Annotated in this window: 14 protein-coding genes; 7 read left to right on the top strand and 7 right to left on the bottom strand. The window is 67.4% G+C overall.

The window, feature by feature from the left end:
- Positions 1-162: 162 nt before the first annotated feature.
- Together radB and M0R88_RS02125 are read left to right on the top strand one after the other, a co-directional pair.
- A complete protein-coding gene (gene radB, locus M0R88_RS02130; RefSeq protein ID WP_248655320.1) occupies positions 163-882 on the top strand; it encodes a DNA repair and recombination protein RadB in 720 nt (239 codons plus the stop codon).
- Positions 883-1,084: 202 nt separating this feature from the next.
- Positions 1,085-1,711 (top strand): hypothetical protein, encoded by a 627-nt coding sequence (locus tag M0R88_RS02125; protein ID WP_248655319.1) that lies wholly within the window; start codon positions 1,085-1,087, stop codon positions 1,709-1,711.
- 21 nt (positions 1,712-1,732) lie between these two features.
- Here the strand turns inward: M0R88_RS02125 and M0R88_RS02120 are convergent, their stop codons facing one another.
- Entirely contained in the window at positions 1,733-2,107 is a 375-nt protein-coding gene (locus M0R88_RS02120) for a 30S ribosomal protein S8e (RefSeq protein WP_248655318.1), read from the bottom strand.
- A gap of 197 nt (positions 2,108-2,304) precedes the next feature.
- Here M0R88_RS02120 and M0R88_RS02115 point away from each other — a divergent pair, with 197 nt between their 5' ends.
- Complete coding sequence (locus M0R88_RS02115) at positions 2,305-3,738, top strand: MFS transporter (protein WP_248655317.1); 1,434 nt, start codon at positions 2,305-2,307, stop codon at positions 3,736-3,738.
- Positions 3,739-3,816: 78 nt separating this feature from the next.
- Here the strand turns inward: M0R88_RS02115 and M0R88_RS02110 are convergent, their stop codons facing one another.
- The gene (locus M0R88_RS02110) at positions 3,817-4,734 is read right to left on the bottom strand and encodes a hypothetical protein (protein ID WP_248655316.1); all 918 of its coding nucleotides are present in this window, start codon (positions 4,732-4,734) and stop codon (positions 3,817-3,819) included.
- Positions 4,735-4,874: 140 nt separating this feature from the next.
- Between M0R88_RS02110 and M0R88_RS02105 the strand changes: the two genes are divergently transcribed.
- Both M0R88_RS02105 and M0R88_RS02100 read left to right on the top strand, forming a co-directional pair.
- Complete coding sequence (locus M0R88_RS02105) at positions 4,875-5,099, top strand: hypothetical protein (RefSeq protein WP_248655315.1); 225 nt, start codon at positions 4,875-4,877, stop codon at positions 5,097-5,099.
- A gap of 84 nt (positions 5,100-5,183) precedes the next feature.
- Positions 5,184-6,509 (top strand): AI-2E family transporter, encoded by a 1,326-nt coding sequence (locus M0R88_RS02100; RefSeq protein WP_248655314.1) that lies wholly within the window; start codon positions 5,184-5,186, stop codon positions 6,507-6,509.
- Positions 6,510-6,519: 10 nt separating this feature from the next.
- On the opposite strand, the gene M0R88_RS02095 is transcribed toward M0R88_RS02100, so the two are convergent.
- From M0R88_RS02095 to M0R88_RS02085, 3 genes are all read right to left on the bottom strand, one after another.
- Positions 6,520-7,944 (bottom strand): hypothetical protein, encoded by a 1,425-nt coding sequence (locus M0R88_RS02095; RefSeq protein ID WP_248655313.1) that lies wholly within the window; start codon positions 7,942-7,944, stop codon positions 6,520-6,522.
- Between the two features lie 62 nt (positions 7,945-8,006).
- Positions 8,007-9,218, bottom strand: coding sequence for an outer membrane protein assembly factor BamB family protein (locus tag M0R88_RS02090; RefSeq protein ID WP_248655312.1), 1,212 nt, complete (start codon positions 9,216-9,218; stop codon positions 8,007-8,009).
- A 65-nt stretch (positions 9,219-9,283) separates the two neighbouring features.
- Entirely contained in the window at positions 9,284-10,240 is a 957-nt protein-coding gene (locus M0R88_RS02085) for a D-2-hydroxyacid dehydrogenase (protein ID WP_248655311.1), read from the bottom strand.
- Between the two features lie 122 nt (positions 10,241-10,362).
- On the opposite strand from M0R88_RS02085, the gene M0R88_RS02080 reads away from it, so the two are divergent.
- The gene (locus tag M0R88_RS02080; RefSeq protein ID WP_248655310.1) at positions 10,363-11,088 is read left to right on the top strand and encodes a sugar phosphate isomerase/epimerase family protein; all 726 of its coding nucleotides are present in this window, start codon (positions 10,363-10,365) and stop codon (positions 11,086-11,088) included.
- Positions 11,089-11,098: 10 nt separating this feature from the next.
- Here the strand turns inward: M0R88_RS02080 and M0R88_RS02075 are convergent, their stop codons facing one another.
- Together M0R88_RS02075 and M0R88_RS02070 are read right to left on the bottom strand one after the other, a co-directional pair.
- Entirely contained in the window at positions 11,099-11,464 is a 366-nt protein-coding gene (locus M0R88_RS02075) for a hypothetical protein (RefSeq protein WP_248655309.1), read from the bottom strand.
- A gap of 118 nt (positions 11,465-11,582) precedes the next feature.
- A complete protein-coding gene (locus tag M0R88_RS02070) occupies positions 11,583-13,073 on the bottom strand; it encodes a hypothetical protein (protein ID WP_248655308.1) in 1,491 nt (496 codons plus the stop codon).
- 139 nt (positions 13,074-13,212) lie between these two features.
- On the opposite strand from M0R88_RS02070, the gene dnaG reads away from it, so the two are divergent.
- The gene (gene dnaG / locus M0R88_RS02065) at positions 13,213-14,739 is read left to right on the top strand and encodes a DNA primase DnaG (protein ID WP_248655307.1); all 1,527 of its coding nucleotides are present in this window, start codon (positions 13,213-13,215) and stop codon (positions 14,737-14,739) included.
- Positions 14,740-14,799 lie beyond the last annotated feature (60 nt).

Below are 14,799 nucleotides of genomic sequence, written 5' to 3'. Positions count from 1 at the left end.
CTTTCGAGATTGTATTTCGCGGTTCGCGACGCCGGGCGCTGGACACCGGACGGCGGACGTCGAACATCCGACGTCGGACGTCGAACCTCGAACGCCGGAGAGTCAACCGACGCGCTGACGCGAATCCGGAACCTTTTGGCGGGGTAGGCCCAACCCTCGCTCGTGAATCAGGAGTTTATCCCGACCGGGTGCGGGCCGCTCGACGAGCTACTGGGCGGCGGGTTCGAGGCCGGGACCGTCACCCAGGTCTACGGCCCGCCCGCGGCGGGCAAGACGAACGTCGCCTTGGGCGCGGCGGTCGAAGTCGCCGCCGACGGCGGTACCGCGGTGTACATCGACACCGAGGGCCTGTCGCTGGCGCGCTTCCAGCAGGTCGCGGAGGCACGCGTGGACGCCGCGAGCGGCGCGGACGACGTGGAGGAGTTGACCTCCCGCATCATCGTCAAGGAGGCCTACGACTTCGCGGAGCAAGAGGAGGCCGTCCGGGACACCGCGGAGTTGGCGGAGCGGGCCGACCTCGTGGTCCTCGACAGCGCGACCGGGTTCTACCGCCTCGAACGCGCCGAGGACGAGGAGGGCGGCGAAGCCCTCCGCGAAGTCGCCAGTCAGGTCACCCACCTCCTCTCGCTGGCGCGCAAGCACGACCTCGCCGTCGTCCTGACGAATCAGGTCTACACCGACCCCGACGGCGACCGCGCCCGACCGCTCGGGGGCCACACCCTCGAACACTGGACGGGAACGGTGGTCCGCATCGAGCGATTCCGCGGGGGGAACCGCCGCGCGACGCTCGAAAAACACCGCGCCAAGCCCGCGGGCGAGAAGGTCCAGTTCCGCATCACCGACGCCGGACTGGAGTCCGTCGAGGACGGCGTCGGCGTCTGAACTATCGACTGGAAAACTACTATCTTCTAACATATAAATCGTCGCCCCGGTTCCCGACGCCCGATAACTACCGGACCGAACATGTCTGGTCGGGGCGAAGTGAGAGCGAGGTTCGACAGATGAACTGCCCTGACCCCGCTCGACAGCGTCGTCCCGTCGAATCGAGTCCGCAATTGCGACCCCGGCCGCGGGAGGTGACCCGATGAATCGTCGCCTCGTGGTCGCCGCGCTCGCGTGTTCGCTCGTCCTCGCCGGCTGTCTCGGCGGTGCCGGCGGTGCGCCGGAGTCCACGACGACCGAGACGACGGCGACGGAGACCCCTGCAACGGCGACCGAAACGACGGCCGAGAGACAGACGACGGAGGGGACGCAGACGACGACAGAGGCACGGACTACCGAAATGACGACGACCACGACCGCCGAACCGCCCCGCCACCGGACGTACTACACCCACGAGGCGCTCGCGGCTAACACCTCCTTCTCGGTACCGAAGCCGAACGTCTCGGCACCCTTCGCGTTCGAGAGCGGTATCGTGATGGAACTCGCCGGCAGCGAGTACGTGGCGATGGCCTACCACGACGCCGAGAACGGGAGCCTCGAAAACGTCCTCTCGATTCGGAAGGCCGAGAACGAGTCGCAGTACGACCTGACCGCGGGGAACGCGACGACGGTCGGCGACCGCGACGCGCGCTACGTCGCCGAGGAGTCCGGCGGAAAACTCGTCTGGGAGTGCGACGGCTACGTCTATCGGGTGAGCGTCCAGCAGTTCACCGACGAGTTCGGCGAGGCGGAACTGCGCGCGGTCGCCGAGTCGGTCGGGTGCGAGTGAAAAGTCGGGTCGGGAATCGCGTTATTCGTCCACGAGGACGGCGTTGACGTTGCCGGTCTGGCCCGGACGGGAGGTGACGCGAGCGCGACCTTCGCTGGTCTCGACGAGCGCGCCCTTGGTGACGATGTTCCGTCGGACGTAGTTCGGGTTGGCGTCGTTCTCCACGACGTCCTGAATCTCGGCCTGCACCGTCTCGCCGTCCGCGGCGACGCTGGCCACGTCCGTCGAGAGCGCGCGGACCTTCTCGGTGTTACCGCGGGCGTCGATGGTTCGGAGCTTGGTCTCGCCGACGGTGGTCTCGGTCGGCTGGCGGCCCAGTTCGTGCTTCTTCTTCTTGTGGGACGGTCGGAGTCGTCCGCCGGTACGCTTCCGCGTGGAACGTCCTTGGTCTTTCATACCCGAGAAATCGGCCTCGGTCGTACTTATATCCTTTCTATCGAGGCTGCGGTCGTCGCGCGCCGACCCGCCGGGTGGAGTCGGGGCGGTCGGCGACCGGATTGAAGACGAAAGTTCTTCAAAACCGGAAACCGTTCTCCGATTTCCCCGGTCTTAAGTGCGTTCGATACCGAATCCCGAACAGAGGGTGCGAAAAGATGGCAAAGGGCGTATCCACGGACGAGCGAGTGAGCGTCTCGCAGGTGATGGACCGGATTCCAGTCGGGCGATTCCACCGCAGACTGCTGGCCATCTGCGGGAGCGCGTGGGCCTTCGACGGGATGGAGGTCATCATCATCAGCTTCACGCTCCCGGTCCTCATCTCGGCGTGGGGACTGACCGGTCTCGCGGCCGGACTGCTGGGGAGCGCGAGCCTGATGGGGATGATACTCGGCAACTGGGCGTGGGGTCGGTACGCCGACGAACACGGCCGCATCGACGCCTTCCAGTGGACCGTCCTGACCTACTCGCTGTTCGCCGGACTGACCGCGCTCGCCACCGGCTTCTACTCCGGGTTCGCGCTCCGGTTCCTGACCGGCGTCGGGTTGGGCGGCGCGCTCGCGGTGGACACTTCCTACCTCTCGGAACACCTGCCGACCGACCGGCGCGGGCGCTACCTCGTCTACCTCGACGCATTCTGGCCGCTCGGCAACGTCTTCGCGGTCGGACTGGCGTGGCTGTTCCTCTCGGCGCTCTCGACCGGCGGGACGGTCGGGGTGCCGCTCCTCGGCGAGGTCGCCGGCTGGCGACTCCTGTTCGCCAGCGCGGCGTTCCCAGCGCTCCTCGTGTTCGTCATCCGGAGCCAACTCCGCGAGACGCCCTACTACCTCGCTCAGAAGGGCGACGTGGAGGGAGCCAACGACCGAATCCGCGAAATCGCCGAGGAGAACGACGAGGAGTTCACGCCCATCTCGGCCAACTCGGTGGAAATCGGCGAACCGCCGAGTTACTCGCGGCTCTTCGAGACCGACCTCCGCAAGCGGACGGTGATGATAGCGCTCGCGTGGTTCGCGGTCAACTTCGGCTACTACGGCGTGTTCATCTGGCTCCCCCAGACGGTCGGCGCGGCGGGCGTCGTCGAGAGCGTGACCGTCGCCGGAGCGACGATAGACAGCCTCTACGTCTACTTCCTGCTCATCGGGCTGGTCCAGTTCCCCGGCTACTTCAGCGCCGCGTACCTCGTGGAGAAGATCGGCCGCAAGCCCACGCTCGGGAGTTACCTCGTCCTCTCGGGGCTGTTCACGTTCGTCTTCGCGGCCTCGATGCCCGACGTCTCGCTGTTCGGTGCCGGACTCTCGGGCTTCTGGCCGTTCTTCGGCGGCCTGCTCGCGGCGAGTTTCTTCACGCTCGGCGCGTGGGGTGCCATCTACGCCTACACCCCCGAACTGTTCCCGACCGAGGTCCGGGCCACCGGCAACGGGTTCGCGGGCGGCGTCGGCAAAATCGGTGCGGTCATCGGGCCGATTCTGGCGGGTGCACTCGTGGAGACCGGCTACCTGTGGGCGCTCCTCCCGCTCGCTGTCGCATTCGTCCTCGGCGGACTGCTCGTCCTCGCGTTCGGCCGCGAGACGATGGGCGAACCGCTGTTCTGATAGTCGTCTTCGAACGATTCGAAACAGGACGGGTCGGTCGACGCTCGTTCTCGCGGGCCGTGCGCCCCGAACTCTCGCTCAGAGGCAGTTCTTCGCTACGTACGAACAGTTCCCGGAGACGTAGATGAGCGCGATGTTGGGGAGACAGAAGGACGCGACTGCTGTGAGACAGCCGAGAGAGGCGGGCCCGGTTATCGAACACGCCATTCCCGCCAGCGTGCAGTGGGGCGAGGCCATCGCGATGTCGATGAGGCACAGCGACCCCTTGTTGACGCACTTGCCCTGAATCGAGACTCCCCCCGAAGACTCCTCGACGGACTCGACCGTCTGAATCGCCCGGTCGATTCGGTAGACCTTGTGTTCGTACGCGACTTCGTATCCGCCTTCGGTCGCGCCCACGCCAGACCCTCGCGGCGTCGCTTTCGCACCGACGCTAACGGGAGCCCCGTCTTCGCCGGTAAGGGCCGTCAGCTTTCGCCGTTCCTCGTCGGTGACGCTACGGGTGAACGTCGGTTCGTCCGACGGGTCGTGTAGAACGAGGAACCCCGACGTCCCCTCTGGCCAACCGACCTTCGCCGAGACCTTCTTGCGCTGTCCCTTCGGGAGCGCTTCCCGGTCCAGGTCGAAGAGACCGGTGATAGGCGTCTCGCCCTCGTAACCGACCTTCAACACACCGGCTTCGGTCGGAACGTCGATGGTGTGACTGATCCGCTCACCGTCGACGAGGATATCGACGCGCTTCGCCTCGTCGGTGAACGGAGTCGGATTGTTCAGTACCGAGACCATCTGCTGGCCGTACTCGCTCGACACGGCGGCGGCCGCTCGGTCCTGCTCGGCGTCGCTCTCGACTTTCCGCAGTTCGACTCGGTCGCTGTTGCCCTCGTCAGCACCGGCAATTCCCGAGAGTCCGAAACTGACGGCAGTACTGGAAGTAGCAACTAGTTTGGTGAATTTACGGCGGTTGAGTCCGTCGCCGAGGAGTTCTTTGTCAGACATCCGACTATCAGGTGGCGTAGAAGGATATTAAATTTTCCTATTCTCAAAGTAAAAAGTATATTTTTCTATATTGCTTCTATCCTATATAGAATTTAATATATGTAGAAATCCTTTTCTACGTGCGCGGAGAACTCCGATTCGTGACTGACTCGTGGCCTCCCTCGTTTCGACTGATACTCGCCGCCTTCACCGTCCTTCTCGTCGGAAGTCTCGGCTGGGTCTACGTGTTCGCACCGCAGAAGGCGACGCTCGATACCCTCGTCGAGCCGGGTTACGTCGTCGTCGTCGCCATCATGACGCTGTTCCTGCTCTTCGGCTATTACCTCGGTGAGAAGGGGAAAGAGAAGCGCCGGGACGAAACGTAGCGACACTGCGGTCCTCCGAGGAACTCGGTGGCCGATTCAGTCCTGCCCCCGAGCGACTTACGTCTGGGCACCTAAGGTCGGGATATGAGCTGGGTACGAGAGTTCTCGTTCGACCGCGAGCGCATCGCGTGGTGGCTGGTCGCAGTCGTACTGCTCGCCGCGCTCGGCTACGTCGTCTCGGCGTTCCTCGGCACCTTCCTGCTGGGACTGTTCGTCTACTACGCGACCCGGCCGATGTACCGCCGACTCCTCGGACGGTTACACCAGCGGACGCTGACCGCCGCGACGGCCTTGCTCGGGTTGGCGTTGCCGGGACTCGTCGTGCTGGGCTACACCGTGGTCGTGAGCGTCAGCGAACTGAGTTCGCTCGCCGGAGTCGGTGTCGAGGAACTCGAAGGCGTCCTCGGCCCTGGCGTGGACCTGTCGCAGTTGTTCGACCCCCAGCAACTGCTCGCGCTCCTCCAGACGACTCCCCAACAACTGCAGGCGGACCTCCAGCAGTTCGCCGCCCAACGCGGGGCCGAGACGGCCCGCGACATTCTGTCGTCGCTGGTCACCGTCCTCGGCATCGCGGCCAGCGCCGCGCTCGGCATCGTCATCACGCTCGTGGTCGCGTTCTACCTGCTCCGGGACGACCACCGACTCGCGTCGTGGTTCCGGACCGAAGTCGTCGACGAGGACAGTCCGACGCTCGCGTTCGCGCAGGCCGTGGACGACGACCTCGAAACCGTCTACTTCGGCAACATCCTGACCGCCTTCGTCATCGGTATCCTCGCCGCCATCAGCTACAATCTGCTCGATATAGTCGCCCCGGCCGCGGTCTCGGTCCCCTCGCCGACCCTGCTCGGCCTGCTCACCGGTCTCGCCAGCCTGATTCCGGTCGTCGGGATGAAACTGGTGTACGTCCCGCTCGGACTCGTCCTCGCGGTCGTCGCGGGCGTGACGAACCCCGCGTTGCTGTGGTTCCCGGTCGTCTTCCTGCTGGTCGCGTTCGTCGTCGTGGACACGATTCCGGAACTCGTCCTGCGGCCCTACGTCTCGGGACGTGACCTCCACACCGGGCTCGTGATGCTCGCGTACGTCCTCGGCCCGGTGCTGTTCGGCTGGTACGGGCTGTTTCTGGGACCGTTGCTCCTCGTGCTGGTCGTCCATTTCGTCCGCGTCATCGTGCCGGAACTGGTCGAGCGCGGCGAGTTCGACACCGAACCAGACACCCCCGTCTCGGGCGTGTTCGGCGAGTCTGCGTCGCGCGGTCACGACGCGGATTCCCGGACTCGGGACTCCCAGGCTCGGGACGCCTGGACTGCACACCGTCGTCTCCGCGACCGCGTTCGCGCTCCCGTCTCGGGGCTCCCGCGCCGGGAGCGCTCGACCGACGGCGGAGCGGAGCGACCCGACGACGAACGATGAGAGAGTCGCTTCACTCTCGTTTCTCGAAGACGGGCGTTCCCCCGCGTCCGGTGTCGGCGTACCCCCGACGCCGGAGCGCGAAGACGACCTCGCTCAGGGCGCACGCGCCGGCAAGAATCGGCTCGCCGTCGTCGGTGACGTCGGCGCTCGCGCGGTTCAACTCGTCCAGCGCGACCGAATCGCCGACCCGTTCCAGCGCCTCCCCGACGACGGCGTCGTTCTCGTCGGGGTCGTAGGCCTCGACCTTGCTCGCCACGCGGTCGGCCATGTCGTCGTATGTCCGCCGGCCCGACTGCTCCGGGTCCCGAATCCGCTTGGCGTAGTCGAGCATCCGCCGGGCTTCCTCGGTCGCCTCGTCCCAGTGTTCGACCGCCCGGACCGCGAGGTCCGGCAGTTCCTCGATGCTCCCGGCCAACTCGTAGTCCCGCGGGATAGCGTCGTATATCCACGGTTGGTTGCGCGCTATCAGTACCTGCCCGCTCCCGGCCTGCTCGAACCACGTGCGGGCCAGCGTCTCGTACTCGGTCGCGGAGATGCAGAGGTCACCCTTCCGGAGCGCCGCCTCGAACTCCGCTCGGGTGGCCTTCGGGTACGCCTCGACCCACGGCAGGTCGGCGTACTCCGCGGGAATCTTGCCCATGCTGGTCATCACGGTCCGGATGCCGAACTTCTCGTGGAGCAGTTCGGCTATCTCCATCACGGTGCCGACCTGCTTCTTGTCCCACGCCGACCCCGCGACGTGGAGATACTCGGGTTCGTCGCCGTAGTCGGCCTCGAACCGCGAGAAGTCGATGGGACTCCCGGTCTGGACCGCGTCGTCGAGCGCCGAATCGACCACCGACTCCTGTAAGAACTCGTGGCCGTTGTCGCGCAGGCCCTCCCAATCGACTGCGGCCTTGAACCACATCCCGTCGCTCAGCACGGCGTCGGCGATTTCGGTGCGGCGCTGGAACTCGTCGCGCCACCCAGTGTCGGCGTACTTGAACGGGAGTTGGAGGTCGTGGACGTTGGTCACGACGTCCACGGGCCACGGCTGGCCGACCCGGTGGCCGTCGAGCGCGAACAGCCACTTCGCGAGGTCCGCGCGCCCCCGCCGGAGTTGATCGACGACCACGTCCACGTAGCCCAACCGGTCGTAGGTCGCCTCCGCGAGGGCTTCGAGTTGCGCCTCGCTGTAGCCCGATTCGGTGAACGCGCCCCGATGGCGATGGCCGTGCATGAACGGTTCGGCCTCGATGAGCGTGACGCGCTCGCGGTCGGCGAGGACGTACTCGGGGTCGTAGTTCGCCACTTCGGGCGGCGCGAGGAGCCAGTAGACGTGGAGGTCCGGGTCGATGTCCAGCCACTCTTCGACCCACACCACCGCGTCGTTGAGCGTGCCGTTGGCCGTCGCGTCGTCGGGTCGATAGAGTTCCGGGACGATGAGTACGCGCATGGGTCCGAACGCTCTCGAAAACGGGAGACTGGACCTTGAAACTACGTCCGATTCGAGCGCTTCTACCGAATCGCGTACACCGTACCCGCCCGACTACCGGCGAACACGGTGTCACCGACCGGCGCGAGCGCGTCGGTGTCGTCGTCGGTCTCGACGGTCCACCGCTCGCCCCCCGTCTCGGCGTCGAGCGCAGTGACACCGGGCGTCCCTCGATTTCCGCCGCCGACGAGGAGCAAATCGCCAGCGCCGAACGCACCCGAGGGCCACCGCGGAAGCCGGGTAGACCACAGGACTGCCCCGGTTCGGGCGTCGAGCGCGCGGACGACGCCGGGTCGGGCTACGTCGTCGTAAGTCAGTCCCGGCGCGAAGAGAGTGTCGCCGTGAACGGCGGGTGCGAGCGCGTTCATTTCGACTTTCTGCCGCCACTGCTCCGCCCCGGAGTCGGCGTCGTACGCGTACAGGTACCCCGCGTGACCGCCGTTGTACGGTCCGTCTTCGCCGTCGGCGACGACCACGTGGCCGCCGACTCGTACCGGCGCGAGGCCGAACGCGGGACCGGGCGATTCCCACGCGACGCGAGGCCGGTCGCGGGTAAGTTCGCCGAGCAGGGGTCGGGATTCGAGCGCGACCGCCGGGCCGGGTTGCCCGACGTAGGCCCGACCGTCGGCCAGCGCGACGCCGCGGTCGCCGAGACCTGTCGGGAATCGCCACCGGACCTCGCCACTGTCACGTTCGAGCGCGCGGACTTCGGAGTGTGCGCCGACGAACAGCCAGTCCTCGGCCGGGAGGAGGTGGTAGCACCGCTCGTATTGCCTTTCGTTGGCCCACTCGACGGAGCCGTCGGCCGCGGCCAGCGCTCGCGCGCTGTACTCGTCGTCGTGACCACCAGCGAAGACCGTGCCGTCGCGGACTGCGACTGTGCCAGCGGTTCCGCGGTGACGCCACCGTTCGGTCCCCGACTCGGCGTCGAGCGCGACGACGGCCTTCTCGCCGCCGACGAAGAGGATTCCGTCGGTGACGGCTATCGACCGAACTTCGGTCCCGACGTCGGCCGTCCACGCCACCGTCGGCGAGTCGGTCGGCGGCGTTGCATTCACGGAGTAAGCCGTGTTTTTCGGGTCGAACCGGGGCGTCGCCCACGTGCCGTGGTCGGGCGTCCACGGCTTCGGTAACTTTCGGCCCGGTAGCGTTTTTCCAGCCGCGGTTCCTGTGATTCCAACCCCGAGTCCGAGACCGACGCCCCGCAACCAGTCGCGCCGACCGAAGTCATCCATCACTCGGCGGGTCTCGTCGGCTACTGATAAATTCTGTGTCAGAATGCGGTCGGGTCGGACCTCTGTCAGACCATCCGATTTTCTATCGCGTCCAGTTCGCCCGCCACGAACCACTCGTAGTTCTCGGCGAACAGGCTCGCACACCGGTCGTAGTAGTGGGGCGTCGAACCGGCCATGTGGGGCGTGATGACGACGTTCGAGAGGTCCCAGAGCGGCGACTCGGCGGGGAGCGGTTCCTCCTCGAACACGTCGAGGGCCGCGCCGCGCAGGTGGCCCTGCTGGAGTGCAGTAGTCAGCGCGGCCTCGTCCACGATTTCGCCGCGAGCGACGTTGACGAGGACCGCCGAGGACTGCATCGTCCGAATCTCCTCCTCGCCGACCAGCCCGCGGGTCTCGTCGGTCAGCGGGACTGCGACGACCACGTAGTCCGACTGGGCCAGTACGTCGTAGAGACCGTCCGGGCCGTACGCCTCGTCCACCGCGTCGGGCGCGGACTCCGGATTGCGCTTGGTGCCGACGACGCGCGTGCCGAACGCCGACGCGAGTTCGGCCACCCGGCCGCCGATGGCTCCGAGGCCCAGAATCCCCACGGTCTCGTCGCGCAACTCCCGGCCGCCGTAGTTCTCCCAGACGCCCCGGTGTTTCTGGTTCATCCCCTTCTGGACGTTTCGCTCGAACGTCAGCAGGTAGGCCAGCACCTGCTCGCCGATGGGTTCGGCGTGGATTCCGGAGGCGCTGGTCAGCGCGACCCCGGCGTCCGAGAGCGCCTCGCGGTCGAAGCTATCGACGCCCGCCGACAGCGCCTGCACCCACTCCAACTCGGGTGCGGCGTCGAGTTTCTCGGCCGGAAAGCGCCCCGTCAGCACCACCTCGGCGCGCGACAACTGCTCGTCGGTCTCGGGCGGCGTCGCGGCCACCGAGAGGTAGAGGTCCGGGCGCAGGTCGGCCAGTTCTGCCGAGAGACCGTCGCGCGCCGATTTCGAGACGTAGTGGGGAATCAGCACTGTCGGCTCGTCGGTCATGGCTTCGCCAAGCACGGAGAGCGAGTAATAGCTGGTGCCTCGCGTCGGGACGACTCGACTCGTCACCGAGACCACCGCACGACGCAACAACCGATTTACAACGCCACGCCGTAGCCCTCGCCATGCGACCAGCGATTCAGCTCTACACGCTCCGCGAACTCGACGATTCACTCCCCGACCTCCTGCGGCGCGTCGGCGAAACGGCGTTCGAGGGCGTCGAGTTCGCGGGATTGGGCGATTCGGACCCCGACGACATCCGCGACGCGCTGGACGACGCCGGACTCGACGCCGCGGGAGCGCACGTCGGCATCGAGGAGTTGGAAGCCGACCCCGAGGGCGTCGTCGAGACCTACCGCGAACTCGACTGCGACCGCCTCGTCGTACCGTATCTGGACGACGCCGAGTTCGCCAGCGAGACCGCCGTCACCGACACCGCGCGTCGCCTCCAGACGCTCGCCGGGCGAGTGGACGAGGCGGGCGCGTCGCTGGGTTACCACAACCACGACCACGAGTTCACGGACGTCGGCGACGACGGGAACGCGTTCGACCTGCTCGCCGACGAGACGGACTTCGACCTCGAACTCGACGTCGGGTGGGCGACCGCCGCGGGCCGGGACCCCGCCGAACTCCTCCGGGGTCTCCGGGGGCGCGCTCCGCTGGTCCACGTCAAGGACGTGGCCGACACCACGCCGGTCGAGTTGGGCGAGGGCGACCTCGACATCGACGCCTGCGTCGCGGCCGCCCGCGACGCCGGGACCGAGTGGCTGATATACGAACACGACGAGCCGACCGACCCCGAGGCGTCGCTGGCCCACGGTGCGGAGCGGTTGGCAGAACTGGTCGAGTAGTCGGACGGCGCTACCGGTCTCCGTCTTCCGCGCTCTCCTCGCGCTCGTAGGCGACGCCGGCCACGAACCCGAACGCGACCAGTCCCCACCCGAGTGCGGCCGCGGCGAGGTTCTCGCCGCCGTCGATTCCCTGCAAGAGACTCAGCGTGCCGAACGTCGTCACGCCACCGAACGCGGCGCTGACCCAGTTCCCGCCGCCGGACCCCCACATCGCCGACGGATACCGAAGGAGGATAGCGGTCCCGACGCCGTACACCTGCGCGATGCCGACGAGGAGAAGCGCCCGATTCGCGGAGAACGGCGTGACGAGCGCGACGCCGCCGGTCACGACGGCCGCGACGAGGAGCGCGATGGCGTAGCGGAGAGCGCGGTGCATGGCGGTGATGCTCGGCCCGGCGAGGTGAGAATTTCGGTTCGCAGACACCTCTCGCGGCGGCGGGACGATGCGTCGCTGTGCGGCGGCGGAGCGTCGCACCGTCGCCGCGCTCGACGGACTACTCCGCCCGGACGAACACCGGCGTCCCCGGATTCCCGGCGTCGGCGTAGCCGAGCGACCGGAGTGCGTACACGAGGTCCGTGACGGTAGCGTCTTCGACAGCCTCGCCGACGCGCTCGGCGACTCGCTCTCGGAGGTCGTCCAGCGGAACTCCGCCGTCGAATCGGCGAGTCGCCGATTCGACGGCTCGCGGGAGCGTTTCGTCGTCGCCGTCCGCGAACGACTCGACCCGCCGTTCGACGCGCTCGCGGAGGTCGCGGTGGGTCCGGCGGCCGCACTGCTCCGGCCCGCGAACGTCGCGCAGGTGTTCGACCATCCGGCGGTTCTCGGCGACCGCCTCGTCCCAGTCGCGGACCGCGCGGACCGCGAGGGTTTCCAGTTCGTCCAGACTCCCGGCGAGTCGGTAGTCCTCGGGCACGCAGTCGTACGCCCACGGTTCGTCGCGCACCACGAGGACCTGCCCGCTGGCGGCCTGCTCGAAGGGCGTCCGGGGCATCGTCTCGTGGTCCGAGGCGACGACCGCGAGGTCGCCGGCGTCGAGGACCGACTCGTAGCGCTCGCGGGAGCATTCGGGGAAGGCGTCCATGAACTCGCGGTCGGCCATCCCGTCCGGAATCGGGTCCATGTTCGTCATCAGCGTGCGAATCCCGAACTCCCGATACAGCGTCTCCGCGGCGTCCAGCACCACGTCGAGGTTCTTCTTGCCCCACCCCGACCCCGCGACGTGGAGGCGCTCGGGGTCGTCGGCGTACTCCTCGGTGAACTCCTCGAAGTCGAGGGGACTCCCGGTTTCGAGCGCGTCACCGACGAGTTCGTCCAGCAACTCGTCGCTCAGGACCGCAGTGCCGTACTCGTGCAGTCGTTCGGCGTCCACGCCCGCCTTGAACCAGAGACCGTCGGTGTAGGTCGTCGCGGCCATCTCCGCGTACATCGCGGCACCGTCGGGCATCTCGCGGCCGTGGCGCTTGAACGGGAGTCGCAGGTCGTGGACGTAGCCGACGAGTTCGGTCGGTCGGACCGCCGCGTCCGGCCCGCCGCCGAGGCGGTGGAGCCACTTGTAGATGTCGTAGCGCCCCGTCACCTGCTGGTCGATTACCACGTCCACGTAGCCCGATTGGTCGAAGATTTCCTCCTCGATGGCTCGGAACTGGGCCTCGGTGTAGCCCGTCTCGGAGAAGGCGTCCTCGTGTTCGTGGCCGTGCATGAACGGGTCGGCCGCGACGAGGGTCACGCGTTCGCGGTCGGCGAGGACGTACTCGGGGTCGTAGTTCGCCACTTCGGGCGGTGCGAGGAGCCAGTAGACGTGAAGCGAGTCGTCGCGGGCGAGCCACTCCTCGACCAGCGCCACCGCGTCGTTGAGCGTGCCGTTGGCCGTCGCGTCGTCGGGGCGATAGAGTTCCGGAACGAAGAGGACGCGCATCGTCTGTACGGGCGAACTGATGCCCGAGACGGCCTTTACGATGACGGCCGCTCCGGGGAGAACTATCAAAAATCGGTAAAGGAATAGGCGTAAACAGTTCTGCTGACGACAGGTATTTCAGTCAGGCCGTACGATTTTAAAACATCCATGGCCGCGACGCTCATGGACTCATCACCATCACGCCCCTCACCGGGGCAGTTCATCACTCATGGACGACACAGCCAAATACGTCATTCACGCGGACATCACTGCCGACGGGGTGGTAGAGCGGAGTGACGTCGTCGGCGCGGTCTTCGGCCAGACCGAAGGCCTGCTCGGCGACGACTTAGACCTCCGGGACCTCCAGCAGTCTTCGAAGCTCGGCCGCATCGACGTGGACATCGACAGCGAGAACGGACAGTCGTTCGGGACCATCACCATCGCGTCGAGTCTCGACAAGGTAGAGACCTCCATCCTCGCGGCGGCGCTCGAAACCATCAGTCGGGTCGGCCCCTGTCGGGCCACCGTCGCCACCGCGGGCATCGAGGACGTGCGCGCCGCCAAGCGCCGGAAGGTAGTCGAGCGCGCGAAGGAACTGCTCACCGACTCGTTCGACGAGGACGTGATGACCTCTCGGGAAATCCTCGAAGAGGTCCGCCAGAGCGTCCGCGTCGAAGACATCGCGGAGTACGAGGGCCTGCCCGCCGGCCCGCGCGTCGAGGACAGCGACGCCATCATCGTGGTCGAGGGCCGGGCAGACGTGCTGAATCTCCTCCGCTACGGCGTCAAGAACGCCGTCGCGGTCGAGGGCACCAACGTTCCCGACGCGGTGGCCGACCTCACCCAGAACCGGACCGTCACCGCGTTCCTCGACGGCGACCGCGGGGGCGACCTCATCCGGAAGGAACTCGCACAGGTCGGCGACATCGACTACGTGGCGTTCGCGCCCGCGAATCAGTCCGTCGAGGATTTGGCGCGCCACGAGGTCATGTCGGCGCTCCGGAGCAAGCGACCCTTCGACGAGTCGATGGTCGGCGAGGAGGCCGACGAAGCGGACGGGTCGGCCGAGGAAGCCACCGCCGACGCGACGTCCGCCGACGCGAGCGAGGCCGGACCCGCGGCGACCGACGGGAGCGCCCGGCCCGCACCCGAGAGCGACGAGACCGGACCGGAGGGTCCCGCGACGCCGGACGACACCGACCGACCGACCGCCGCCGAGTCTGCGTCGGCCGACGCGGACCCGGCGAGCGACGCCGCTGACGCCGGCGAGTCGGACCTCTTCGACGGCATCGAGGCGGAGGTCCAAGCCGAGACGATAGACGACGCCGAGTCGCTGGCCGGTGCGGACGCCGAAACCGCCGGCGCTCCCGCCGACGCCGAGGCGGTCGCGGACGCCGGAACCGCCACGGAAGGGACGGCCGAGGCCGCGTCGGCCCCGGACGCCGCGGCCGAGACGCCCAGAGAACCAGCGACCGTGCAGGGCCACGTCGAGGCGGTCGTGGACGGCGAGACCGGGACCGCGCGCCTGTTGGACGAGTCGTTCGGCGTCCTCGCCGAGGTCGCCGGCGAGAACGCCTTCGACGCCGTGGAGTCGGCCGACGAGGCCCCCTTCGCGGTCGTGTTGGACGGGACCGTAGACCAGCGCCTCCTCGACGTGTCGGCCCAGCGCGGGGTCGGACAGGTCGTCGGGCGCGACTGCGGGGAGTTCGTCAAGCGACCCGCGAACGTGCGGGTCCGGACCGCCGACCAGTTCTGACCACCGCGGTGTCACCGCGGCGGTCAGAACTCCGCGGTTAGTGAACGGGCGATTTTAACC

The sequence above is a fragment of the Halorussus gelatinilyticus genome (genome assembly GCF_023238445.1).
GTDB lineage: Archaea > Halobacteriota > Halobacteria > Halobacteriales > Haladaptataceae > Halorussus > Halorussus gelatinilyticus.
This window is presented reverse-complemented; position numbering and strand designations above follow the sequence as displayed.